Here is a 24,791-nt window from a genome sequence, read left to right on the forward strand (position 1 = left end):
CGCATACCGCGCCGCCCGGCGGTTAGATTCGACGTATGGCCGAGACGAAGCGCGAGATCGAGCGGAAGTACGAAGCCACCGCGGACACCCGGCTGCCGGACCTCACCCGCGCGGCCGGGGTCGCGTCCGTGACGGCCGAGGGCGTCACGGAACTCGACGCCGTCTACTACGACACGGCCGACCTCCGGCTCGCCGCCGACTCCCTCACCCTCCGGCGCCGCACCGGCGGCGCCGACGCCGGCTGGCACCTCAAGTTCCCGGTCGCCGCCGGCGTCCGCGACGAGATCAGGGCCCCGCTCACGGAGACGCTCCCGCGCTCCCTGGCGGGGCTCCTGCGCTCCCGCGTCCGGCACGCCGGAGTCGTCCCCGTCGTCCGCCTCCGCTCCTCCCGCGACGTGCGGCACCTCAGGGACGAGGACGGCACGGTCCTGGCCGAGGTCTCCGTGGACACCGTCCGCGCCGACCGCCTCCTCGCCGGCGACGGGACCGCCGCCTGGACCGAGATCGAGGTCGAGCTCGCGGACGACGCCGACCCGGCGCTCCTCGACGCCGTCGAGAAACGCCTCGGGAAGGCCGGCATCCACCCCTCGGACGCCCCCTCCAAGCTGGCCCGCGCCCTCCACGGGACCGGCCTCGCCCCCGAGCCCCGGCACCCGGCCCCGCCGGACGGCGACGGCACGGCGCGCGCCGCCGTCCTCGCGTACGTACGGGAGCAGGTCGACGCCCTCGTCCGCTTCGACCCCGCCGTCCGCCGCGACCTGCCCGACGCCGTCCACCAGCTCCGGGTCGCCTGCCGGCGGCTGCGCAGCGCCTTCAAGACCTACCGCAAGGTCCTCGACCGGAAGGTCACCGACCCGATCGGCGCCGAGCTGAAGTGGCTCGCCGGCGAGCTCGGCCACGCCCGCGACCAGGAGGTCCTCGCCGCCCGGCTCGCCGAGGCGCTCGACGGGCTCGGCCGCGAACAGGTCCACGGCCCGGTCCGCGGCCGGCTGCGCACCTGGGACCGGAGCCGCTCCACCGGCTCCCGCCGCCGCGTCCTCGACGCCCTCGACTCGCCCCGGCACCTCGCCCTCCTCGACGCCCTCGACCGGCTCCTCGCCGACCCGCCGCTGAAGCCGGCCGCCCGGAAGAAGGCCGTGAAGGTGCTGCCGAAGGCGATCCGCCGCGACCACCGGCGGCTCGCCGACCGGATCGGCCCCGCCCTCGACCTCGACCCCGGCCACGACCGGGACCTCGCCCTCCACGAGGCCCGCAAGGCCGCCAAACGGGCCCGGTACGCCGCCGACGCCGCCGTACCGACCCTCGGCAAGCCCGCGAAGCGGTTCTCCAAGGGGGTGAAGTCCGTCCAGAGCCTCCTCGGCGACCACCAGGACGCCGTCGTCGCCCGGGGCGCCCTGCGCGACCTCGCCGCCGAGGCGGAGGAGGCCGGCGAACCCTCCTTCACCTGGGGCGTCCTGTACGCGAGGCAGGAGGCGGCCGCGGCGGCCCAGGAGCGGGAGCTGCCGGAGGTCTGGGAGCGGGCCTCGGCCCCGGATCTCCGCGCGGCGCTGAGCCGCTGAGCACCGGGGTACGCTTGAGAGTCGCCCCCCTGCCAGCTCACGAAGGTTCGAGATGTCTGCTGCCGAGTCTGTCTTCCCGCAGCTCGAAGCTCTGCTCCCGCACGTGCAGAAGCCGATTCAGTATGTCGGTGGAGAGCTGAACTCCACGGTCAAGCCGTGGGAGTCCGCCGACGTCCGCTGGGCGCTCATGTACCCGGACGCGTACGAGGTCGGTCTGCCCAACCAGGGCGTCATGATCCTCTACGAGGTGCTGAACGAGCGCGAGGGCGTCCTCGCCGAGCGCACCTACAGCGTGTGGCCGGACCTCGAAGAGCTGATGCGCGAGCACCAGGTGCCGCAGTTCACGGTCGACAGCCACCGTCCCGTCGGTGCCTTCGACGTGTTCGGCCTGTCCTTCTCCACCGAGCTGGGCTACACCAACATGCTCACGGCCCTCGACCTGGCGGGCATCCCGCTGGAGTCGAAGGACCGCACCGTCGACCACCCCATCGTGCTCGCCGGAGGCCACGCGGCCTTCAACCCCGAGCCGATCGCGGACTTCATCGACGCGGCGATCATCGGCGACGGCGAGCAGGCCGTCCTCGACATGACCGAGATCATCCGCCAGTGGAAGGCCGAGGGGCGTCCGGGCGGCCGCGAGGAGGTCCTCCTCCGCCTCGCCAAGACCGGCTCGGTCTACATCCCGGCGTTCTACGACGTCGAGTACCTGCCGGACGGCCGCATCGGCCGCGTCGTCCCCAACCGCTCGGGCGTGCCGTGGCGCGTCTCCAAGCACACCGTCATGGACCTCGACGAGTGGCCGTACCCCAAGCAGCCCCTCGTCCCGCTCGCGGAGACCGTCCACGAGCGCATGTCCGTCGAGATCTTCCGCGGCTGCACCCGCGGCTGCCGTTTCTGCCAGGCCGGCATGATCACGCGCCCCGTGCGGGAGCGAAGCATCACCGGCATCGGCGAGATGGTCGAGAAGGGCCTCAAGGCGACGGGCTTCGAGGAGGTCGGTCTCCTCTCGCTCTCCTCCGCCGACCACACCGAGATCGGTGAGATCGCGAAGGGCCTCGCGGACCGCTACACCGAGGACAAGGTGGGCCTGTCCCTCCCCTCGACCCGCGTCGACGCCTTCAACGTCGACCTGGCCAACGAGCTGACCCGCAACGGCCGCCGCTCGGGCCTCACCTTCGCCCCCGAGGGCGGCTCCGAGCGCATGCGCAAGGTCATCAACAAGATGGTCTCGGAGGAGGACCTGATCCGGACCGTCGCCACCGCGTACGGCAACGGCTGGCGCCAGGTCAAGCTGTACTTCATGTGCGGCCTGCCGACCGAGACCGACGAGGACGTCCTCCAGATCGCCGACATGGCGATCAACGTCATCGCCAAGGGCCGCGAGGTCTCCGGCCAGAACGACATCCGCTGCACCGTCTCCATCGGCGGCTTCGTGCCGAAGCCGCACACCCCCTTCCAGTGGGCCCCGCAGCTGTCGGCCGAGGAGACGGACGCGCGCCTCCTGAAGCTCCGCGACAAGATCCGCGGCGACAAGAAGTACGGCCGCTCGATCGGCTTCCGCTACCACGACGGCAAGCCCGGCATCGTCGAGGGCCTGCTCTCCCGCGGCGACCGCCGCGTCGGCGCCGTCATCCGCGCGGTCTACGAGGACGGCGGCCGCTTCGACGGCTGGCGCGAGCACTTCAGTTACGACCGCTGGATGGAGTGCGCGGAGAAGACCCTCCCCGAGTACGGCGTGGACGTCGCCTGGTACACCACCCGCGAGCGCTCCTACGAGGAGGTCCTGCCCTGGGACCACCTGGACTCCGGCCTCGACAAGGACTGGCTGTGGGAGGACTGGCAGGACGCCCTCGACGAGACCGAGGTCGAGGACTGCCGCTGGACCCCGTGCTTCGACTGCGGCGTCTGCCCTCAGATGGATACGGCCATACAAATTGGCCCCACCGGCAAGAAGCTGCTCCCGCTCACGGTCAAGAAGTAGCCGTGACCAGCGGCGATGCCATCCAGCGGATGGCTGAGGCGCTTGCCGAAGTACCCGAGGCGGACCGCGCCGAAGCCCTGCGAGGGCTCGGCGCGAAGGAGCGCGAGCAGGCTCCCCGCCCCGAGCGGCGCACGCCGCTCCCCGCCCCTCGACGGGACTCGGGCATCGTCTCGGCGGTCGAGTGGGTGTAGGGCGTAGAGAGGCGTTCGGACGATCCTGTCCGGGCGCCTCTCAGCGTTCTTGGGGTCCTGTTTATGCGACAACGCGCATAGTCGCGTTTCCGCATAGACGGAGCATCGGCGCCGCTCGTACGGTCGTGGCGACCGGCCCGCAGAGGGCTCGCAAGAGGGGGTTCAGCATGGCGCGCGAAGAACTCACACGGCTCACCGGCAACACCAACGGCGGCAACTGCGGGCAGGGAGACTGCCCCAACGTCTACCGCACCGCCTCCGGCTCGTTCGTCGTCCAGGGCGACGTATCCACCGCCTTCACCCCGCCCGCCGGGGAAGGGCTTGTGGAGATCCCCGAGGAAGTCCTGAGGGAGGCCGTCCGTGCTCTTGGATGGTGAAGCCTGGGCGGACAAGTTCAAGACGTTCCAGACCGAAGCCTGGCGCCTTGAGACCCTGCCGCAGTACCTCGTACCGCAGGAAGCGGAAGAGTTCGCCGCCTTCAAGGCGGGGGCTCGCTTCCCCGGACCGTACGAGGACGCGTGGATGGCCATGGTCCGCACCCGCAACGTGGGCCGCGTCCACATCGTCACCCGGCCGCTCACGGACTACCTGCGGTTCGAGTTCGAGCGGTACTACCAGCACCAGGCCCCGGCGGGGGAGGACATCCGCATCCTCGACATCACCGACCGGCCGAACCCGCTCCCCGACGTCCGGGACTTCTGGATGTTCGACCGCTCGACGGTCGTCCTCATGAAGTACGAGGCCGACGGTACGCAGATCGAGCGGGAGCTGTACGAGGGTGACCCCGCCCCGTTCCTCGAGTACCAGCGCATCGCCATCGCGGAATCGGTCCCGTTCCTGGAGTACGTGACCGAGTGACGTTCGAGCCCGAGCAGCTCGGCCAGTCCGCCCAGGAACTCGCCGCGACACTGCGCAAGCTGCGGAAGCAGGCCGGTCTCTCAGGGGACCGGCTTGCCGCGCGCTGCAACATGTCGCAGTCGAAGGTAAGTCGGATCGAGAGCGGGAAGGTGCGCCCGTCCCTGGTGGACATAGAGCGCATCCTCAGGGCCTTGGACGCCCCGCCGGCCTTGGTCGCGGAGGTGTCCGCGCTGGCCCGCATCGCCGCTACGGAGTGGCAGGACGCACGGTCGATGCGGCGGAAGGGTCTGCACAAGAAGCAGCTAGAGCTGGCCGGGCTGGAAGCGTCTTCGACGGAGTTCCGGTTCTTCCTGCTGTCGATGCTCACGGCCCTGCTCTCCACCCCGGAGTACATCAGGGCCAGCCTCGCTCACATCCCTGGAGACCACAGCAAGGCTGTGGCGAGGAAGCTGGAGCGGCAGGAGGTTCTGTACGACCGCCGGAAGAGGTTCACCTTCATCATCACCGAGCAGGCGGCCCGCTCCCCGTTCGTCTCCCCAGATGCCATGGCTGTCCAGCTCGACCGGCTGGCTTCGCTGACCCACCTGCCGAACGTGCGTCTTGGCGTGCTCCCGATCGAGACGCGCCTGCCGGGGTGTCCGCTGAACACGTTCACCGTGTATGACGAGCGGCTGGCCACGGTGGAGACGACGGCTGGGGTCATGGTGTTCTGCGACCCGAGAGACGTCCGGATGTACCTTGATGAATTCGCCGGTTACGACGAGCGCGCCCTCTTCGGCGAAGCCGCGCGGGAACGGCTGGCCGAGTGGGCGACGGCGTTCCGTTCCTGATCTTTAGTCCAGTACGCGACTGAACCTCGAATCGCTCCCGGTCAGCGGGCAAGGATGCCGTGCCATCGGAGAACGCACGGGAGGCGTACGAGATGAGCAGCGAGCAGACCACCATGTCGGGACCCGTACACCTGTCCCTTCCGTCTCCACCCCTGGACCCCGTGTCGGGCTGTCGTGAGTGCCTCGGCTTTGCGGTGAGCAGAGCGAACGCCACCTCTGTGGGCGACTACTCGAAGGCTTCGGATGTGAACGTGGCCCTCCGTGCCCACCTGCGGAACAAGCACGGGGGACGCTGATGGCGCGTGCCACCCTTCGGTTCGTGACACACCGGATCACGCAGCATCCGGACACGGACGTGACCTTTGAGGCGGAGTGCCTGCACTGCAAGTGGAAGGCGGAGCCGTCGACGGACAGCGCGGCGGTCGACGTCGAGTGCATGAGTCACACCGGCCTGAGTAACCATCGTGGATTCCGGCGGATCTGTACGTCGTTCGCCATGGTGGTGCGGGCTGAGTAAGACGGTGTTGTATGTCCATGTACGACAACGGCCCCCGCCGTAGGGCCGAGGGCCTGTCTGCACTGCTGTGCGCCTGTCTCAGGCGCTCTCTCCCAGGTGTCGGTACAGCGTGGCTCGGGAGACGCCGAGGGCCCTAGCGATGGTGCTGACGCTCTCGCCCTTGGCCTTCCTGGCGCGGGCCACGGTGAGTACGTCCTCGTCCACCACAGACGGCCGGCCGCCGGTACGGCCCTGCGCCTTGGCCGCTTCCAGTCCGGCTCGCGTGCGGTCCTTGATGAGCGACCGTTCGAACTCCGCCATGGCCGCGATGATCTGGAAGAACAGGCGGCCGTCGGCCGACGTGGTGTCGACGGAGGAGAGCGCACCGTCGAGCACGCGGAACCCTATGCCGCGCTCGCGCAGGCCGTCGACGATGGACACGAGGTCGATGAGCGACCGGCCGAGCCGGTCCAGCTTCCACACGCACAGGACGTCGCCCGGTCGGGCGTAGTCCAGTACGGCCGTCAGTTCCGGCCGGTCGGTGTTCTTCCCGCTGGCCTTGTCCTCGAAGATGCGGGCGCACCCTGCGCCCGTCAGTGCGTCGCGCTGCAACTGCGCTTCCTGGTCATCGGTGGAGACGCGTGCGTAACCGATGAGCTGCCCAGTGATCGTGTTCGTCGTCACGGCACGGACTGTCTCAGAACTCGTCTCAAAAGGTCAAGTCCGAGACGGAGGTTTCGAGACGGGTTTTTGAACAGGGCTGCGCCCCTTTCTGGGGTGCCTGCTGTCTCGTCTCACAAACCTTGGTTTGCGAGCCCCTGTCTCGTCGTTGTGCTTCGCAGCGAAGCTAGGCTCCCGCGCATGACCAGCGATCTCGGTTACACCTGTTCGTGCTGCGGCGACTACCACGCGGAACTTCCGATGGGCTACAGCGCCACGGCCCCCGATGTCTGGGATGCGAGCTTCGACGGCCGATCTGACAGCCTGCTCTCCTCAGACCAGTGCGTCATCAAGGCCCAGCACTACTTCATCAAGGGCTTGATCGAGATACCCGTCATCGGCAGTGACGAGGTGTTCTCGTGGGGAGTCTGGGTTTCCCTCAGCCGAGACAACTTCTCCCGGGCCGCCGACATGTGGAACACGCCCGGCCGCGAAGACGAGAAGCCGTACTTCGGCTGGCTGACCACCGAGCTGCCGATCTACTCGCCCGGCACCACCAACCTGAAGACGAACGCTCACACCCGCCCGGTCGGCCAGCGCCCCTTCATCGAGCTCGAACCCACCGATCATCCCCTCGCGGTCGAGCAGCGCACAGGCATCACTCTCGACCGCGTCCGCGAGATCGCCGAAGCCGTCCTCCACGGCAACGGCGAGGACCGCTGACCCAGGCGGCTGAGCACGTCGGCGTCGAAGGGGTGGGGCATGACCCCTCGAAGGGGTCTTGCTCGACCGCCATGTCTTAGCAGCCAGGATTCCGCCACGGTTTCATGGTCCGTCCGTCCTGCCCACAGACTGCCACGGCGGGAGCGTACGACCTGGTCACAGCGCTTCTCTGCCATTACTGGCAGGGGCGGAAGGCCGCAAGGAACAGACCTTAAGGCTGTGGCTGCGGGGCGCGACAGCGCCCCCTTGGCCTTGCGTGCTTGCTCCTGTCGGCCCCTTCCGGGGCCGCACTGTTGTTGAGCGCTGCGACTGTGGCGGCCGGTAGGCCGCCCCCTGCCGCTTCGCTCTTCGCCGTTGCCCTGCCGCTGTGGGCGCTGCCGCGCCCTCTGCTTCCCAAGCCTCTGGTCCTCGTGGCCTTCCTCAGTCGGCCCTGACACGGGCCGCACTGCACTGGAGCCAAGTAGATAAGAGAGCACGCGAACGTTTCCGCAGGTCCGGTGCCATGCCGGTATACGCCAGACGTGCTCTGACCACACGTACCGCGTGTGCTCACCGGTCCTGATGGAGGCGGCAGGGGACTGGTGCACCCTTGCCCTTCTGGAACAGGTGGGGAGGAAGGACGAGGCAGGCGGCCCCGGACCGGGGAGACACAAGGTCCAGTTCCTTGGCGCGGGCCACCGCGTTGCGGGTGCTCTGGTCGGACAGCGGCTTGCCGTTCTTGCCCAGCAGGGTGGCCAGCCGGCCAGGCTCGAAGCCTGCGTGTCCCTGCCTGTCCGCCCATCCGATGGCGGCGAAGTGCACGCGGTAGGCGAGAGGGTGTCCTGGGTTCTGCGCCATGCGTCGGTACTCGTGCTGGGAGACCGCGCCCCACGAGCGGTCATGGCCGAAGCTGATAGCCACCGGTCGCACCCCCTTCCTGCGGGGCGTGGCCGCAGTCGTGCGTCTCTCCCTCGACGAGGGGTGAGGTGCAGACCTCACAAGTCCAGACGACTTCGATCGTGATGTTCAAGGGCTGGCGACTCCTGGCGCTGGCCGAGGACAGCACGGAGCCGCGCCTCGGCGTTGGGTGGAAGTCGCGCAGTACCGTCCTACGCTTCGGGATGTCCTCGACGTCCCTGCGAGCCCCTCGGGATCGCGGCCCCTCACGGAGTGGCCAGCTCTACCGCCGTTGAACGGCGGGAGCTACGGTGTCCGCTCCCAGAAGGAGCGGGAAAGTCTTCCTATCCGGAGCCCGGGCCGGCCGTCAAGCCGGAACACCTCCGGGCCTGGCTGACCGAGCCGCCCGGAGATGTCTGTCCCTGCTCCCTCGTCAGAGCCTTGCGGCGAAGTCGTCACCCTTGATGACCAGGCGTTCGCGGACGTCGCGCGGGATCTTGAGCCGCAGGTGCACGGACGGCGCGCGCACCCCCTTCACCTTCGTGCGGGTCACCTCGCACGTGACGCCCACCCGGCGCAGGTCCTCGGCCATGGCCTCCATGCCGCCTGCTTCCCACATCTCCCGGAAGGTCTTGCCGTTGTGCACGAGGACCCAACGGTCTTGCGTGGTCTCGGGATCGATGGCGTTCAACTCTTCCGTGAGCTTGTCGAGCGTCTTCTCCGCTCGCTCGCGAGTGAACCGCGTCTTCGAGAAGCGGCCCTCTGGTTCGAGCTCCGCCATGTAATAGGAGATGGCGTCTTCGAGCCGCTTCACTTCGGCCCGCGCCTCGGCTCCCTTCGCGTACTCCCGGACCTGGACGGGGAAGTCGCCGAGGACGCGCAGCACGTCGCCCACGAGGACGTCGTAGACGTCCTGCGGGTTGGGCGCGCCGAGGCCGCCGCCCTTGCACTTGCCGCAGCGCAGGTACGTGTAGCTCCGGCCGTTGCTCACGTTCTTCTGCACGGTCATGTTGGTCGAGCAGTCGACGCAGATGAGTACGCCGAGGAACTGGGTCGCTCCGCCCGCCTGCCGGGTCGGCTGGCTCTTACCTCGTCGGTCGAGTGCCGCTTGGAGGGTGTCGAACTCCTCCTCGGTGAAGATCGGGGGGCCGACCCGTATCGGCTTGCCGTCGTTGCCGAGGACGAGCCTGCTCCGTCGCTTGCCGCCCTGCTTGTTCTCCTCGACCCGGTAGCCCATGAGTGCGGGGTTACGAAGGCGGCGAAGGAGAGTCGACGTCGTGAGCCCCGTCGACATGAGCCCGGAGCGGACGAGACAGAGGGCCATGCGGCGGGCGGAGACGCCCCGGAGCGCCATGCGCCGAGCCCAGTGCAGTGCCTTGTGTGCGCTCGGCTCGACGGCGAGCGCCGGCTTGCCGTCCACCTTCGTCGTGATGTAGCCGTACGTCGGCTTGCCGACCAGCCATGAGTCCTGCGTGCGCGCGTAGTCCCACAGCGACGTGACGCGGGTCGACGTGTTCGCCGCCTCGATCTCGGCGATGCCCCCGATGAGCGTGACCATGATCCGGCCGACGGTCGTGCTGAGGTCGATCGCGTCGTTCTTCGACACGAGGTTCTTCCCGTACCGCTCGCACCACTCGATCATCGTGGACAGGTCCGTCATGCGACGGATGAAGCGGTCGAGCTTCCAGAAGAGCAGAGCATCGAACTCCGGAGCCCGGTTGTTGAGCCACTCGCCGAGCTCCTTCCGCTTCCACGGCGGAACCTTCGTCGCCGACACGTTGAGATCAGAGGCGACGCCGACGACGCGGTACCCCTTCTCTCTTGCGAGGAGCCGTAGGTCGAGCTCCTGCCGCACCGGCGACGTCGTGTCTTCCGTAAGTACGGACAGGCGGACGGAGAGGAGCGCACGCGGAGCGTCCTCGGGGAGCAGAGCCTCCGCCCGCTTCAGGTCCTCCAGGAGAGCCAGGTCCGAGGCGGTCCACTCGCTCTCGATGTCGTACATCTTCATGGTCGCGGAGCGTACAGGCTCGATATGCAGCTGTCTTGTTATGCCCGCAGATGGACACCCACATCCAGATCGGCCCGACCGGCAAGAAGCTGCTGCCGCTGACCGTGGTGAAGTAGCCCGGTAACGCCTTGGTGACGGCCCGGCGAAGGGGAAATCCTCCGCCGGGCCGTCGTCGTCCATCTGGGCATGAACACGGAAAACTCGGGCTGCCTCACGGGAGTGGCACGCGCCATCGCCCTCGTGGTCGTCCTGCCCTTCCGGCTGCTCTGGGACGCCCTCGCCTGGTGCTGCCGACAGCTCTGGCGCTGGGTCCTCGCCCCGATCGGCCGAGCCCTCGGGTGGCTGCTCCACCACCTCCTCGTCATCCCCCTCCGGTGGCTGTGGGAGTGGGTCCTCGCCCCGATCGGCCGAGCCCTGGGGTGGCTGCTCCACCACCTCCTCGCCGTCCCCCTCCGGTGGTTGTGGGAGTGGATCCTCGTCCCCGTCGGCAAGGCCCTGTGGTGGGTCGTCGACCTGCTGCTCGTCACCCCGCTCCGCCTGCTCTGGCGGTACGTGCTCGGCCCCGTCTGCCGCGTCGTCGGCGCCGCCCTCGCCTGGGCCTGGCGCGTCGCCGGCGAGATCTCCCGGGCCGTCGGCCGGGCGATCCGCCGGCTCCTGTGGAACGCGATCGGCCGGCCCCTCGCCTGGGTGTACCGGGCGGTCCTCACCCCCGTCGGCCACTGGCTGCGCCGGTACGTGTGGGCGCCCGTCGCCACCGTCGCCCGGGCGGTGCGCGCCGCCGCCCGCGAGGTGCGGACGGCGCTCTTCGGCGGCCCCCGCTGAACCGCCGCCGACCCCGCCGGGGAACCCGAGGTGGCCCGGGCGCGTACTCTGGGTAGTACAACGAACGTCCCCGGCGCGGCGCCCGCCCCCGAGATCTCCCCGCACCGAGCGGGGGTGATCCGGGCGGGAGCCCACGGGACGCCCCGAGAGCTTCCGGGCGGGACGCCACCCGCGCCCGCCCCGCACCGAGGAGAAGAACCACTGGGCAAGCGACAGCCCGAAGGCCCGCCGCCCGCACCGGCGGTGCAGCGCATCCGTCTGCGCTACACCAAGCGCGGCCGCCTCCGGTTCACCAGCCACCGCGACTTCCAGCGCGCCTTCGAGCGCGCCCTGCGCCGCGCCGAGGTGCCCATGGCGTACTCGGCCGGATTCACCCCGCACCCCAAGGTGTCGTACGCCAACGCCGCCCCCACGGGTACGGGCTCCGAGGCCGAGTTCCTGGAGATCGCCCTCACCGAGCGCCGCGACCCCGAGACCCTGCGGGTCCTGCTCGACGAGTCCCTCCCGGCCGGCCTGGACATCACCGACGCCGTCGAGGCCCGCACCTCCGGCCTCGCCGACCGGCTCACCGCCTCCGTGTGGGAGCTCCGGCTCGACGGCGTCACCGTCGACGACGCCCGGAAGGCCGTGGAGGCCTTCCTCGCGGCCGAGACGGTCGAGGTCCAGCGCAAGACCAAGAACGGCATCCGCACCTTCGACACCCGCTCCGCCGTCGCCGAGCTCGTCGCGGACCGGCCCCAGGGCGATCCCCGGGGTGATAGGCCCGCCGACGATGCCTGTGCGATACTGCGGCTGGTCGTTCGGCACGCGACACCCGCCGTGCGACCCGACGACGTCCTGTCCGGTCTCCGAGCTGTGGCCGACCTGGCGCCGCCGGTCCCCGCAGCGGTGACCAGGCTGGCGCAGGGGCTCTTCGACGAGGAGTCCGGCACGGTGACCGACCCGCTCGCGCCCGACCGCGAGGCAGTCACGGCCGCAGCAACCACGGCCGCCGCGACCGCCCCGGCGACGGCGCCGGAGGCAGGCCCCGCGTAGGGGACGGAGTCGAGCGCAGCCCTGGCACTCGGGAGCCACCTGGGTCGGGCAGCGCACTGACCAGCAGACTTTCGCCAGGCCGTACGCATCGGGCGTACGGAACCGGCGAGCCAGACATTCAGCTCCCGTGCGGCGCCCGCGCCCCGGACGGCGGCACCGCGCACGACGCGCGTCCGTGCCGCCCACCGGAATCCGACGCGGCGCCCGGGAGCGTGACGGGAGAACCGCCCGCATGCTCGAAGAGACCAACGAGACCAACGACAACGCCCCCGGTGACAAGCTGCCGCCGCGCCGCCGGCGCCGCGCCGCCTCCCGGCCCGCCGGCCCGCCGGTGACCGCCGCCGGCGAGACCGCCGAGGCCGTGGAGACCACCCCGGCCCCCGCCGCCGAGACCCCGGCCGCCGAGCCGGAGGCCGCCCCGGCCCGCACCCGCCGCCGCGCCACCCGCAAGACGGCCGCGCCCGCGCCGGTCGCCGAGGAGACCGCCGCGGAGGTGCCCGCCGCCGAGCCGGTCGCCGCCGTGGAGGAGGCCGCCGAGCCGGTCGAGCCGGTCGTCGAGGCCGCCCCGGCGCGGACCCGCCGCCGTGCCACCCGCAAGGCCACCGCGCCGGTGACCTCCACCGCCCCGGCCGAGGAGGCCGCCGCGGAGGAGCCCGCCGCCGAGCCGTCCGCCGCCGTGGAGGAGGCCGCCGAGCCGTCCGCCGAGGCCGCGCCGGCGCGGACCCGCCGCCGTGCCACCCGCAAGGCCACCGCGCCGGTGACCTCCACCGCCCCGGCCGAGGAGGCCGCCGCGGAGGAGCCCGCCGCCGAGCCGTCCGCCGCCGTGGAGGAGCCCGCCGAGGCCGCGCCGGCCCGTACCCGCCGCCGCGCCACCCGCCGTGCCGCCGCGCCCGAGACCGCGGTCACCCCGGACGTCGCCGCCGAGCTCGCCGCGCCGACCTCCGGCGAGGCCCTGCCCGCCGACACCGTGGAGGAGATCGCCTCCCACGGTGCCGACGTCGCCGCCGCCGAGACCGCCGCCACCCGTGGCCGCGGCCGCCGCCGCGTCAACGTCCCGCAGTTCACCGCGGAGCCGGCCACGGCCGAGGAGGCCCCGCGCCGCCGCCGCGTCGAGCGCCCGGCCGTCGCCGTCTTCCAGGCCCCGGTCTTCGCCGAGCCCATGTTCCAGACGCCGGAGACCGCCGCGTTCGCCGCCGCGGCCGTCGCCGCCGAGGCCGAGGAGGAGGAGCCGGAGGAGACCGTCGTCGAGACGGTCGAGGCCGTCGAGCCCGCCGAGCGCGCCGAGACCGGCCCGCGCCGCCGCCGTCGCCGCCGCGGCGAGCCCGTCGCCGTCGAGCCCGTCCCGGCGACCGTCGCCGACGAGCCCGAGGTCGAGCACGTCGCCGACGAGGCCGAGGCGGAGGAGGCCGAGGACGCGGAGGACGCCGACGAGTACGGCGACCGTCCGTCCCGTCGTCGCCGTCGTGGCGGCCGTCGCCGCCGCCGCGGCGAGTCCGCCGAGGCGGAGGAGGCCGAGGAGGCCGAGGACGCCGACGAGCTCCACGCCGAGGACGAGGCCGGCGCCGAGGAGGCCGAGGAGGACGACGAGTCCGGCTTCGCCGGCTCCAGCAGCTCCCGCCGCCGTCGCCGCCGTCGCCGCCGCAGCGGTGACGCCGCCGGCGAGGCCGAGACCACCGAAGAGGACGGCGTCCGCACGGTCGTCAAGGTCCGCGAGCCCCGCCCGGCCCGCGAGAAGGCCGAACCCGGCACCGGCGCGGACGAGGTGCAGTCCATCAAGGGCTCCACCCGCCTGGAGGCCAAGAAGCAGCGCCGCCGCGAGGGCCGCGAGCAGGGCCGCCGCCGCGTCCCGATCATCACCGAGGCCGAGTTCCTCGCCCGCCGCGAGGCCGTCGAGCGCGTCATGGTCGTCCGCCAGAACGGCGAGCGCACCCAGATCGGCGTCCTGGAAGACAACGTGCTCGTCGAGCACTACGTCAACAAGGAGCAGGCCACCTCGTACGTCGGCAACGTCTACCTGGGCAAGGTCCAGAACGTGCTGCCGTCGATGGAGGCCGCCTTCGTCGACATCGGCAAGGGCCGCAACGCCGTCCTGTACGCCGGCGAGGTGAACTTCGAGGCGCTCGGCATGGGCCACGGCCCGCGCCGCATCGAGTCCGCCCTCAAGTCCGGCCAGTCGGTCCTGGTGCAGGTCACCAAGGACCCGATCGGCCACAAGGGCGCCCGCCTCACCAGCCAGGTCTCCCTCCCGGGCCGCTACCTCGTGTACGTCCCCGAGGGCTCGATGACCGGCATCAGCCGCAAGCTCCCGGACACCGAGCGCGCCCGGCTGAAGACCATCCTCAAGAAGATCGTCCCCGAGGACGCGGGCGTCATCGTGCGCACCGCCGCCGAGGGCGCGAGCGAGGACGAGCTGCGCCGCGACGTCGAGCGCCTGCAGGCGCAGTGGGCCGACATCCAGAAGAAGGCGAGCCAGATCTCGACCTCCGCGCCGAGCCTGCTCTACGGCGAGCCGGACATGACCGTCCGGGTCGTCCGCGACATCTTCAACGAGGACTTCTCCAAGGTCATCGTGAGCGGTGACGACGCCTGGGAGACCATCCACGGCTACGTCTCGCACGTCGCGCCCGACCTGGCCGACCGCCTCCAGCGGTGGACCAGCGAGGTCGACGTCTTCGCCACCTACCGGATCGACGAGCAGCTGATGAAGGCGCTCGACCGGAAGGTCTGGCTGCCGTCCGGCGGCTCGCTGGTGATCGACAAGACCGAGGCGATGATCGTCGTCGACGTCAACACCGGCAAGTTCACCGGCCAGGGCGGCAACCTGGAGGAGACCGTCACCAGGAACAACCTGGAGGCGGCCGAGGAGATCGTGCGCCAGCTGCGGCTGCGCGACCTCGGCGGCATCGTCGTCATCGACTTCATCGACATGGTCCTGGAGTCCAACCGCGACCTGGTGCTCCGCCGTCTCCTGGAGTGCCTGGGCCGCGACCGGACCAAGCACCAGGTGGCCGAGGTCACCTCGCTCGGCCTGGTGCAGATGACCCGCAAGCGGGTCGGCCAGGGCCTCCTGGAGTCCTTCTCCGAGACCTGCGTCCACTGCAACGGCCGCGGCGTCATCGTCCACATGGAGCAGCCGGCCACCCACGGTGGCGGCGGTGGCGGCAAGCGCTCGAAGAAGCGCGGCCGCGGCGACGAGCACGTGCACGAGCACGCCCACGAGGCGCACGAGGCGCACGAGGCGCACGAGGCCGAGGCCCCGGTGGAGACCGAGACCGAGGCCGAGGTCGCGGCCGAGCTGGCCGCCCCGGTGGCCGTGCCGGTCCCGATCGCCCCGGACGAGGAGCTGTACGGTTCCGTCGCCGAGGCCGAGGCCGCCGCGACCCGCGGCCGCGGCCGTCGCCGCGTCACCCGCAGGACGACGGCGCCGGTGGTCCCGACCCCGATCGCGGAGCCCGTGGCCGAGCCCGCCCCGGCCGCCGAGGCCCCGGTGGCCGAGCCGGTCGCGGAGGAGCCGGTGGAGGCGGCGCCCGCGCCGCGCACCCGCCGCCGGGCCACCCGCCGGGTGACCTCGCCGGTCGTCTCGACCTCCGAGGCGTCCGCCGCCGAGGCCGAGACCGTCGTCGCGGTCGCGGAGCCGGAGGCCGTGCCGGTCCCGGAGTCGGCCGCGGAGCCCGCCCCGGCCGCCGAGCCGGTCGTGGAGCCCGTCGCCGAGGAGGCCCCCGCGGCCGCCGCGCCGCGGGCCCGCCGCCGGGTGGTCCGCAAGGCCACCGCCCCGGCGGGCGCCCCCGCCGGAGCCGAGGCCGCCGAGATCGTGGTGCCCACGGCCGCCCCGGCCGAGGCCCCCGCGGCGGACGCCGAGCCGGCCTCCGAGGAGACCGAGGCCGCCCCGGCGGCCAAGAAGGCCGCCCGGAAGACCGCCAAGAAGGCCACGGCCAAGAAGGCCGCCACGAAGAAGACGGCGGCCAAGAAGACGGCGGCGAAGAAGACCGCCGCCAAGAAGGCCCCGGCCAAGAAGACGGCGGAGAAGGCCCCGGCCCAGGACTGACGCCGGAGCCGTCCCGGCGGGCCCTCGGAAGGGGCCCGCCGGGACGGTCCGCACCCGCACGGGCGAATTTGACCCCCTGTGGCAGCCGCCCGTAACCTAGACCGTCGGCGTGTCTGTGACGCGCCGCGCCTCTGAGCACCCCCCTCCCGCTCGTCGGGAGAGGCCGCTCGTCCGATCCGGATCGCCGTGGGCCCCAGGCCCGCGCGTGGGCGGCTGGCGTCAGAGGTCCCCATTACCGAGTGAGAGAGAGATCCGCGTGTACGCCATCGTGCGCAGCGGTGGTCGCCAGCACAAGGTTGCTGTCGGCGACATCGTTGAGGTTGACAAGATTTCCACCGCCAAGCCGGGCGACACGGTCGAGCTCTCGACCCTGCTCGTCGTCGACGGCGACGCCGTGACCAGCGACCCGTGGGTCCTGGCGGGCATCAAGGTCCAGGCCGAGGTCGTGGACCACACCAAGGGCGCCAAGATCGACATCCTGCGCTACAAGAACAAGACCGGCTACCGCCGTCGCCAGGGTCACCGTCAGCAGTACACGGCGATCAAGGTCACGTCCATCCCGACGGCCGCGAAGTAAAGAGGGACTGAGCAATGGCACACAAGAAGGGCGCATCGTCCACCCGGAACGGTCGCGATTCCAACGCCCAGCGGCTCGGCGTGAAGCGCTTCGGCGGTCAGGTCGTCAACGCGGGTGAGATCCTGGTCCGCCAGCGCGGCACCCACTTCCACCCGGGCTCGGGTGTCGGTCGCGGTGGCGACGACACGCTGTTCGCCCTGCAGGCCGGTTCGGTGCAGTTCGGCACCTTCCGCGGCCGCAAGGTCGTGAACATCGTCCCGGTCGCCTGATCGGACGTTTTGCGGAGGCGGACCTCACTTCCCGGCAGGGAAGCGGGTCCGCCTTTCGCGTGTTACTAGATAGACAATCCCGTACATAGCTTTCTGGAGGCACAGAACCATGACCACCTTCGTGGACCGCGTCGAGCTGCACGTCGCCGCGGGTAACGGGGGCCACGGCTGCGCCTCCGTCCATCGCGAGAAGTTCAAGCCGCTCGGTGGGCCCGACGGCGGCAACGGCGGTCGCGGCGGAGACGTCACCCTGGTCGTCGACCAGTCCGTGACCACGCTGCTCGAGTACCACCACTCGCCGCACCGCAAGGCCACCAACGGCAAGCCCGGCGAGGGCGGCAACCGCGCGGGCAAGGACGGCCAGGACCTCGTCCTGTACGTGCCCGACGGCACCGTCGTCCTCGACAAGAAGGGCAACGTCCTCGCGGACCTCGTCGGCCACGGCACGACGTACGTCGCCGCGCAGGGCGGCCGCGGCGGCCTCGGCAACGCGGCGCTGTCCTCGGCGCGCCGCAAGGCCCCCGGCTTCGCGCTGCTGGGCGAGCCCGGCGACCTCGACGACATCGTCCTGGAGCTGAAGACCGTCGCCGACGTGGCGCTCGTCGGCTACCCGAGCGCCGGCAAGTCCTCGCTGATCTCCGTCCTCTCGGCCGCCAAGCCGAAGATCGCGGACTACCCCTTCACGACGCTGGTCCCGAACCTCGGCGTGGTGACGGCCGGCTCGACCGTCTACACCATCGCCGACGTCCCCGGCCTCATCCCCGGCGCCAGCCAGGGCCGCGGCCTGGGCCTGGAGTTCCTGCGCCACGTGGAGCGCTGCTCGGTCCTCGTCCACGTCCTCGACACGGCGACGCTGGAGTCCGACCGCGACCCGGTCAGCGACCTCGACGTCATCGAGGAGGAGCTGAAGCAGTACGGCGGCCTCGACGACCGTCCGCGCATCGTCGTCCTCAACAAGATCGACATCCCGGACGGCCAGGACCTCGCGGACATGATCCGCCCGGACCTGGAGGAGCGCGGCTACCGCGTCTTCGAGGTCTCCGCGGTCGCCCGCACCGGCCTGAAGGAGCTCTCCTTCGCCCTCGCCGAGATCGTCGCGCAGGCCCGCGCCGCGAAGCCGGTGGAGGAGGCGACCCGCATCGTCATCCGCCCGAAGGCGGTCGACGACGCCGGCTTCACCGTCACGTACGACGAGGCCGAGGACGTCTACCGCGTGCGCGGCGAGAAGCCCGAACGCTGGGTCCGCCAGACCGACTTCAACAACGACGAGGCCGTCGGCTACCTCGCCGACCGCCTCAACCGCCTCGGCGTCGAGGAGGAGTTGATGAAGGCGGGCGCCCGCGCCGGCGACGGCGTCGCCATCGGCTCCGAGGAGAACGCGGTCGTCTTCGACTGGGAGCCCACCCTCATGGCCGGTGCCGAGATGCTCGGCCGACGCGGCGAGGACCACCGCTTCGACGCCCCCCGCCCCGCCGCCCAGCGCCGCCGCGACCGCCAGGCGGAGCACGACGACTCGGACCGCGAGTACGACGAGTTCGACCCCTTCTAGAGGGGACCCCTTCTAGAGGGGACCCCTTCTGAAGGGGGCCCCTTCCAGAGGGCCCCGGGCCCGGCTCGCCGCCGGGTCCGCTCGCCCCGCTTTCCGGGGCGCGTACGCGAGAACCCCCGCCCGGCCGAGCCGGGCGGGGGTTCTCGCGTACGCGGGTCAGGCTTGCTGGAGGTGGGAGACGATCGGGGTCGCGTTCAGGCCGGTGGCGACGACGATCGTGGTGCCGGGGGCCGTCAGGGTCGCGGGGACGCCGACCGAGACCGCGGTGTTGCGGGTGTGGAGGCCCAGCGCCTCCCGGCCCTGGACGTCGTAGACGAGCCCCTCGCCGCTGCCGCCCGACACCGCCATCAGCAGGTCGTTCCCGCTCGGCCGCCGGCCGCCGACCAGGCTGACCCGGCCGTAGGCGGGGAGGTTCACGTACGCCACCGTCGTCCAGCTCTTGGGCGCCCCGGCCGCCAGCCGCTCGACCCGCAGGCCGGGGCTCGACACGGCCCGGTACGCGACCAGCACGGAGCCGTCCGACGCCGTCACCGCGTTCGGCACGTCGCCGGGCCGTGCCACCAGCCGGCGCGAGCCCTTGCGCAGGGCGGAGGTGGGGGTGCGCTGCGTCCAGTGCTCTATCCAGCCGGAGGACGCGGCGAAGACGTGGATCAGGCCCTTCCCGTCGACGGTGGCCGACAGCGCCTCCTGGACGCGTCCGCCGGGCAGCGGGCGCCACGGAGACCACTGGGTGCCGTTGGTCAGCACCCGGGTGCTGACGCCCTTGTTGCCGTTGCGCACGAAGAGGTGGACCCGCCCGTCCCGCCCGGTGACGACCGTGGGCGTACCGACGAGGCGGGTGCGCCGCGCGGTGGTCTCCGGGTTGCCGAGGCTGGTCCAGGAGGACTCGAAGGCACCACCGGGCGTCTTCTGGCGCAGCATCACGATCTCGCGGACGTTGTTCGCCGTGGGGCCGTCGATCCGCGAGAAGCGCAGCGCGAAGACCATGAGGCGCCCGTCCGGGCCCTTCGTGACGGAGATCGCGGGGGCGAGGGGTCCGCCGCCGAGGTCCTGGGGGTCGCCCAGCTTCCCGGTGGCCGGGTGGGAGGTCCAGCGCGCGAGCCGGGTGCCGAGGACTCCGAACACCGTGATGCCGCCGTTGGCTTCGCGTACGACCTGGGGGCCGGCGTTCGCGTACCGCCGATGGGTGCTGCGCACCCATCCCTTCGCCGACTTCAGGGTCCGGCCGCCGCCGACCGCGTAGTCGCCGCAGCCGCCCTCGTTGCCGCACTCCCACGACGGGTCGCCGCCGTAGGCGTCGATGGTCTTGACCTTCGCCGCGACCGTCTCGGGCGGCAGGTTGTACGGCCAGCGCTGGTTGTAGTAGCCGCGGTACGCCTCGGTCTGGAAGACCGGTATGCCGCGCGCCGACCCGGCCGCCCAGTCGGCGAGCGCCCGCCACGTGAAGAGCGCCGTGGCCGTGTGGTCCGGGTGGTCGGAGAAGTTCGGCTGGTCGCTGCCGCGCGGGTGCTGCGCGTCGTGCAGCTGGAAGTCCGGGTCCGGGTCGAGCGTCCGCACGAGCGTCGGCCGGTAGCGGCGGAGCAGTGAGACAAGTGTCTCGATGAGCTCGACGCGGTTGTACGAGTACGAGGTCTGGACCGGCGAGCCCGTGCCGGGCTGGGTGGGCAGCCGCACCCCCGGCGTGCCCCACAGCTCGGTCATGTTGACCATCCGCCCCAACTGCTCGGAGTGCATCCGTATGTTGAGGAAGATCAGCTCGGCCAGCCGGCCCTGGTGCTCGAGCCGGTTCAGCTCGGCGCGGCGACCGCCCGGCAGCAGGATCTCGGTGCGCTCCCACGGGGTGAAGAGCGGGGCGCCGAGCATGGAGGCGTACGCCTGGCGCAGACCCTGCTGGCGGGAGGAGACGTACGCGGGGACGTCCGCCGGGGGCTCCGGCAGGCCGGGTATCGCGTTGAGGCCGAAGGAGCCGCCGTCCGTCACGTACACGGAGACGACGGGGACTCCCTGGGCCAGGGTCTGGGCGACATCGGGGTTCATGAAGAACAGGTCGTCGTCGGGGTGGGCGACGAACTGCATGACCCGCGTGCCGGCGGTCGAGCCGAACGAGGCACGTCGCTCCGTGCCCAGTTGGCGCGCCGGCGTCGTGGTGCCCGTGGCGCGTCCGGTGGTGTCGGTGCTTCCGATCAGTCCGGGTACCGTACCGTTCGCGCATCCGGCGAGCATTCCGGTGAGTGCGGCGCCCGTCAGGCCCGCGAGCACGGTGCGTCGGGTCGTGCTGCGGCGCGGGGCTTCGCTCCGGCGGTCCATCTTTTCCCTCTCGCGTCGAAGCGACCCGTCGGAGTCGCCACACAAGTGAAGAGGGAAATCCCGCGAGAAGGTTTCAAACGATCAAGTGATGATCATCACAGCAATTGCTGAATCTTGGGTGAACTTGCCGAGCTTTCCCATCCTTGGCATCATCCGAGGCTGATTGGGTCGGACGAACGGAAGCCGGGATCGCTGTGAGTGACTCACTGCTGCCCTATGCGGTGGGCGCTGCCAAGCGTGCTCGCAAGGCCGCTGTACGCATGCGGCGTCGCGTCGAGCGGCTGCACACCGTTCCGGCCATCGGCGGCGGACTCAGGCACCGCGCCCACATCAAGCCCGTCCACTTCTCCATCTCCGGCGGCCGGACGCTGAACTTCGCCGTCTCGGTCCCCCGCGGCCGGGTCGCCTCCGCCGTCCTGGTCCTCACCCACGGCACCCACCGCGTCGAACTGCCGCTGGAGGTCGAGCCGCAGGCCGACGGCACGGCGCTGCTCACCGCGACCACGCCGCTGCGCTACGAGACCCCCTCGGAGACCGGCCGCCGCGGACCCATGCTGACGAGCGGCCTGTGGAAGCCGACGCTCGTCCTCACCGACCCGCAGGGCGAGACCCGCCGGGCCGTGGTCACCGCCTTCGCGGAGCCGGCCGCCGACGGCCCGACCCGCGTCTACTCGCCCTCCCCGACCAGCGGCGCCCTCTTCCGCATCGTCCGCTCCGTCGACGGCTTCGCGCTGATCAAGGTCCGTGCCCCGCGTCGGCACGCCGAGTTCACCGACTTCGAGCTCCGCTGGGACCGGGTCACCGTGTACGGCCGGGTCTACGGCTTCGCCGCCGCCGAGGCGCGCGGCAAGGCCGAGATGGTGCTGCGGCGCGGCGGCGGCGCCCCCGTCTCCGTCACCCCTGAGTGGGAGGGCGACCGCTTCCGTTTCGACGTCCCGTTCGACCGGATGGGTGGTGTCGACCACGCCCGGGTCTGGGAGCTCTTCGTCCGCGTCGGCGGGCAGCGCCTCAAGATCTCCCGGCAGTTCACCGACGTCCGTTATCCCCGGCGGGTCTTCCGCACGCCGATTCGCATCATCGCGCTCGACAATGGCTCCCTCATGCGGGTGCACGCTTATGTCGCGGGGGCCGGCGCCCTGGTCGTCAGCTGCGTCGATGTCATACCCGCGTCCCCCAGCACAGAGGAAGTCGCATGAAGATCACGTTTCTGCTCACCTGGGGAGACGAGATGGGCGGAACGGAGATGGCCGCCTACACCCAGGCGATCCATCTCGCGCCCCGGCACGAGGTCGAGGTCCTCAGCGTCTTCAAGACCCGCGAAGAGCCCTTCTTCGGTGCCGCCAAGAAGGTCAAGCGGCGCTACCTCATCGACCGCACGGGCCCCGTCGGGCGCCCGGTCCGCGAGTCCGCCCTGGACGCCGCCGCCTGCCGCACCCTGGCCTCCCTGCCGAGCGAGATCATCAAGCCGTCCTGGGAGAGCACCTTCGACCGGCTCTCCGACATCGAGATGACCAGGGAGCTCGGCTCCCTGGACACCGACGTGCTCGTGACGACCACCCCCGCGCTGATGGCCGCCGCCGCGGAGCTCGCGCCGTCCCGGGTCATCACCGTCCACCAGGAGCACCGCGCCTCCCAGCTGCGCGGTGTCTCCGGCGAGCCGCTGCTCGTCCACGGCCCCCGCATCGACGCCCTCGTCTCGCTCACCGAGCGCACCAACGACTGGTTCGCCGACTCCCTCGGCGACACCGCCCCCGAGCTCGTCGCCATCCCCAACGCCGTGCCGGACGGCTACCGCCCCCGCGCCGACCTGGAGAGCAAGACCATCGTCCTGGCCGCCCGGATGACCCCGGAGAAGCAGCTGGACCACGCGGTCCACGCCTTCCACCGGGTCTCCGAGGAGTTCCCGGACTGGACGCTGCGCATCTTCGGCGACGGCCCCCAGCTGATCCGGCTGCGCAACCTGGTCGAGGGCCTCGGCCTCCACGCCCGCGTGGAGTTCATGGGCCGCACCGACCAGATGGAGGCCGAGTGGGCCAAGGCCTCGCTGGCCCTGCTGCCCTCGCGCAACGAGGCCTTCCCGCTGGTCCTCCTGGAGGTCTTCGCGGCCGGCGTCCCCGTCGTCGCGTACGACATCGTCACCGGGCCCGCCGAGATCATCCGCCACGACGTGGACGGCCTCCTCGTCCCCTCCAAGGACATCGACTCCCTCGCCGAGGCCATGTCCCGCCTGATGGGCGACGACGACCTCCGCCTCGCCTTCGGCCAGGCGGCCAGGACCGGCGTCTACGAGCGGTTCTCCGGCGAGTCGATCACCGGCCAGTGGGAGCAGCTCTTCGAGCGCCTCGTCGCGCGCCGCGACTCGCCCGAGCGCCTCGCCTCCCGCGCCGACCGCGTCGCGCTGCGCCTCGCCCAGGGCGGCACCAAGAACTTCAGCGTCGCCGCGCCCGTCACCCTCCTCCCGAACTCCGCCGACGAGCAGAAGGCGCGGGAGGTGCTCATCCAGGCGCAGAACCGCACCCTCATCCGCTCCGCCGGCCGGCTCTCGCAGGTGAGCGACGAGATCGACGCGCCGACGATGGCGCGGACGAACCTGGAGGTCACGGCCAAGGTCTTCGAGGCCGCCGGCGTCCCCTACGTCTACCTGCGCACCGACACCGTCGCCCACTTCCTCGCCGTCCCGGTCGAGGAGCGGGAGCGCGCCCTGCGCGCCCTGGCGAGCGAGCTGCACGGCCGCCCCGTCTACGGCGAGCTGATCACCCCGCGTGGCGCCGCCCCCGGCGCGATCCTGGCCGAGCGGCTCGACACCGTCGGCGAGGTCGCCGGCGTGAAGGTCTTCACACCGGTGACCAGCGAGAGCCGCACCCTGCGGTACGGCCCTGCCTACGGCTGCACCGTCGAGTTCTGGGAAGAGGACGAGGACGGCTGGCGCAACAGCCCCCGCTCCACCACCCTGCTCGGCCGGCGCCTGCCGTCCCTGGAGCCGACGGCGAAGCTGGAGGTCGCCGGCCGCGACTACCCGACGCTGAGCCAGTTCACCAAGAACCTGATGTGGGACATCGACTTCCCCATCGACGTCGTCTACACGTGGGTCGACGACACCGACCCCGCGTGGCGGGAGCGCCGCGACGCCGTGCGCCGCCGGCTGGACATGCCGGTCGACGACGCCGACAGCGGCGACGTCCGCTTCCGCAACCGCGACGAACTGCGCTACTCACTGCGGTCGCTGGAGATGTTCGCGCCCTGGGTGCGGAACATCTACCTGGTGACCGACGACCAGGCCCCCGAGTGGCTCGACACCGAACAGCCGGGCATCCAGGTCGTGTCCCACAAGGACATCTTCCCGGACGAGTCGTGGCTGCCCACGTTCAACTCGCACGCGATCGAGTCACAGCTGCACCGCATCGAGGGGCTCTCCGAGCACTTCCTCTACTTCAACGACGACGTTTTCGTCGGACGTCCGCTGCAGCCCGGCTCCTTCTTCCTCAGCAACGGCGTGGCGAAGATGTTCCGTTCGCCGACCACCGTCCCGCCGAGCGAGCCGTCGCCGGACGACGAGGGCTACTTCGCCGCGGCCAAGAACAACCGGGCGCTGCTCGAGAAGGCCTTCGGCCGGGTCGCCACGCACAGCTTCCTGCACGCGCCGCACCCGCTGCGCCGCAGTGTGCTCCAAGAGATCACCGAGCGGTTCCCCGAGGAGATCGCGACGACGGCCCGCAACCCCTTCCGCGCGAACACAGACCTGTCGATCACCTCGTCGCTGCACCACCACTACGGCTACCTGACGGGCAACTCGGTGCCGTCGGCCATCTCCTGCAGCTATGTGAACGTGGGCAACTACGCCCACCACTCGGTGCTCAGCCGGCTGCTGGCCGCCCGGAGCCACGACGTGTTCTGCATCGGCGAGTCCGCGGACGCGGAGGTGCCGGTCGACGAGCAGGACCGCGTGCTGAGCGCCTTCCTGCGGGCGTACTTCCCGGTCCGCTCCCGCTTCGAGCGCGACTGAGG

Annotated in this window: 20 protein-coding genes; 16 read left to right on the forward strand and 4 right to left on the reverse strand. The window is 71.3% G+C overall.

What is annotated here, in order from left to right:
- The first annotated feature begins 35 nt into the window (after positions 1 to 35).
- From IE245_RS11485 to IE245_RS38220, 7 genes are all read left to right on the forward strand, one after another.
- Complete coding sequence (locus tag IE245_RS11485) at positions 36 to 1,559, forward strand: CYTH and CHAD domain-containing protein (RefSeq protein WP_189946708.1); 1,524 nt, start codon at positions 36 to 38, stop codon at positions 1,557 to 1,559.
- Between the two features lie 52 nt (positions 1,560 to 1,611).
- Entirely contained in the window at positions 1,612 to 3,540 is a 1,929-nt protein-coding gene (locus IE245_RS11490; protein WP_189946709.1) for a TIGR03960 family B12-binding radical SAM protein, read from the forward strand.
- A 29-nt stretch (positions 3,541 to 3,569) separates the two neighbouring features.
- Entirely contained in the window at positions 3,570 to 3,731 is a 162-nt protein-coding gene (locus tag IE245_RS11495; protein WP_189946710.1) for a hypothetical protein, read from the forward strand.
- Between the two features lie 167 nt (positions 3,732 to 3,898).
- The gene (locus IE245_RS11500) at positions 3,899 to 4,108 is read left to right on the forward strand and encodes a hypothetical protein (protein ID WP_062705460.1); all 210 of its coding nucleotides are present in this window, start codon (positions 3,899 to 3,901) and stop codon (positions 4,106 to 4,108) included.
- Positions 4,092 to 4,589, forward strand: a complete 498-nt coding sequence (locus tag IE245_RS11505; RefSeq protein ID WP_189946711.1) for a DUF6879 family protein — start codon at positions 4,092 to 4,094, stop codon at positions 4,587 to 4,589. The genes IE245_RS11500 and IE245_RS11505 overlap by 17 nt, the downstream gene beginning before the upstream one ends.
- Complete coding sequence (locus tag IE245_RS11510) at positions 4,586 to 5,419, forward strand: helix-turn-helix domain-containing protein (RefSeq protein WP_189946712.1); 834 nt, start codon at positions 4,586 to 4,588, stop codon at positions 5,417 to 5,419. The genes IE245_RS11505 and IE245_RS11510 overlap by 4 nt, the downstream gene beginning before the upstream one ends.
- Before the next feature lie 295 nt (positions 5,420 to 5,714).
- Complete coding sequence (locus tag IE245_RS38220; protein WP_444545733.1) at positions 5,715 to 5,936, forward strand: DUF7848 domain-containing protein; 222 nt, start codon at positions 5,715 to 5,717, stop codon at positions 5,934 to 5,936.
- 78 nt (positions 5,937 to 6,014) lie between these two features.
- Here IE245_RS38220 and IE245_RS11515 read toward each other — a convergent pair whose 3' ends face one another.
- Positions 6,015 to 6,599 carry a recombinase family protein gene (locus IE245_RS11515; protein ID WP_189946713.1) on the reverse strand — a complete coding sequence of 195 codons (585 nt, stop codon included), beginning with the start codon at positions 6,597 to 6,599 and terminating at the stop codon, positions 6,015 to 6,017.
- A 237-nt stretch (positions 6,600 to 6,836) separates the two neighbouring features.
- Here IE245_RS11515 and IE245_RS11520 point away from each other — a divergent pair, with 237 nt between their 5' ends.
- Positions 6,837 to 7,298: a DUF2199 domain-containing protein gene (locus IE245_RS11520; protein ID WP_229851241.1), complete on the forward strand. Its 462-nt coding sequence runs from the start codon at positions 6,837 to 6,839 to the stop codon at positions 7,296 to 7,298.
- Positions 7,299 to 7,847: 549 nt separating this feature from the next.
- Here the strand turns inward: IE245_RS11520 and IE245_RS36860 are convergent.
- Together IE245_RS36860 and IE245_RS11530 are read right to left on the reverse strand one after the other, a co-directional pair.
- Entirely contained in the window at positions 7,848 to 8,198 is a 351-nt protein-coding gene (locus IE245_RS36860; RefSeq protein ID WP_229851222.1) for a hypothetical protein, read from the reverse strand.
- Between the two features lie 409 nt (positions 8,199 to 8,607).
- A complete protein-coding gene (locus tag IE245_RS11530) occupies positions 8,608 to 10,182 on the reverse strand; it encodes a recombinase family protein (protein WP_229851223.1) in 1,575 nt (524 codons plus the stop codon).
- Between the two features lie 186 nt (positions 10,183 to 10,368).
- Here IE245_RS11530 and IE245_RS11535 point away from each other — a divergent pair, with 186 nt between their 5' ends.
- From IE245_RS11535 to obgE, 6 genes are all read left to right on the forward strand, one after another.
- A complete protein-coding gene (locus IE245_RS11535) occupies positions 10,369 to 11,004 on the forward strand; it encodes a hypothetical protein (protein ID WP_189946715.1) in 636 nt (211 codons plus the stop codon).
- Between the two features lie 243 nt (positions 11,005 to 11,247).
- Positions 11,248 to 12,039 carry a TIGR03936 family radical SAM-associated protein gene (locus IE245_RS11540; protein WP_189946716.1) on the forward strand — a complete coding sequence of 264 codons (792 nt, stop codon included), beginning with the start codon at positions 11,248 to 11,250 and terminating at the stop codon, positions 12,037 to 12,039.
- A gap of 232 nt (positions 12,040 to 12,271) precedes the next feature.
- Positions 12,272 to 16,084 carry an Rne/Rng family ribonuclease gene (locus IE245_RS11545; protein ID WP_189946717.1) on the forward strand — a complete coding sequence of 1,271 codons (3,813 nt, stop codon included), beginning with the start codon at positions 12,272 to 12,274 and terminating at the stop codon, positions 16,082 to 16,084.
- 256 nt (positions 16,085 to 16,340) lie between these two features.
- On the forward strand, positions 16,341 to 16,661 hold the full coding sequence (rplU, locus tag IE245_RS11550; RefSeq protein ID WP_030494089.1) for a 50S ribosomal protein L21: 321 nt from the start codon (positions 16,341 to 16,343) through the stop codon (positions 16,659 to 16,661).
- 14 nt (positions 16,662 to 16,675) lie between these two features.
- Positions 16,676 to 16,930, forward strand: coding sequence for a 50S ribosomal protein L27 (rpmA, locus tag IE245_RS11555; RefSeq protein WP_030494090.1), 255 nt, complete (start codon positions 16,676 to 16,678; stop codon positions 16,928 to 16,930).
- A gap of 109 nt (positions 16,931 to 17,039) precedes the next feature.
- Positions 17,040 to 18,479 carry a GTPase ObgE gene (gene obgE / locus IE245_RS11560; RefSeq protein ID WP_189946718.1) on the forward strand — a complete coding sequence of 480 codons (1,440 nt, stop codon included), beginning with the start codon at positions 17,040 to 17,042 and terminating at the stop codon, positions 18,477 to 18,479.
- Between the two features lie 156 nt (positions 18,480 to 18,635).
- On the opposite strand, the gene IE245_RS11565 is transcribed toward obgE, so the two are convergent.
- Positions 18,636 to 20,786 (reverse strand): PIG-L family deacetylase, encoded by a 2,151-nt coding sequence (locus tag IE245_RS11565; RefSeq protein ID WP_189946719.1) that lies wholly within the window; start codon positions 20,784 to 20,786, stop codon positions 18,636 to 18,638.
- A gap of 260 nt (positions 20,787 to 21,046) precedes the next feature.
- On the opposite strand from IE245_RS11565, the gene IE245_RS11570 reads away from it, so the two are divergent.
- Entirely contained in the window at positions 21,047 to 21,982 is a 936-nt protein-coding gene (locus IE245_RS11570; protein WP_189946720.1) for a hypothetical protein, read from the forward strand.
- Positions 21,979 to 24,789 (forward strand): stealth family protein, encoded by a 2,811-nt coding sequence (locus IE245_RS11575; protein ID WP_189946721.1) that lies wholly within the window; start codon positions 21,979 to 21,981, stop codon positions 24,787 to 24,789. Before IE245_RS11570 ends, IE245_RS11575 begins: the two co-directional genes overlap by 4 nt.
- Positions 24,790 to 24,791 lie beyond the last annotated feature (2 nt).

This window comes from Streptomyces roseolus (assembly GCF_014649855.1).
In the GTDB taxonomy this organism is placed as follows: domain Bacteria; phylum Actinomycetota; class Actinomycetes; order Streptomycetales; family Streptomycetaceae; genus Streptomyces; species Streptomyces roseolus.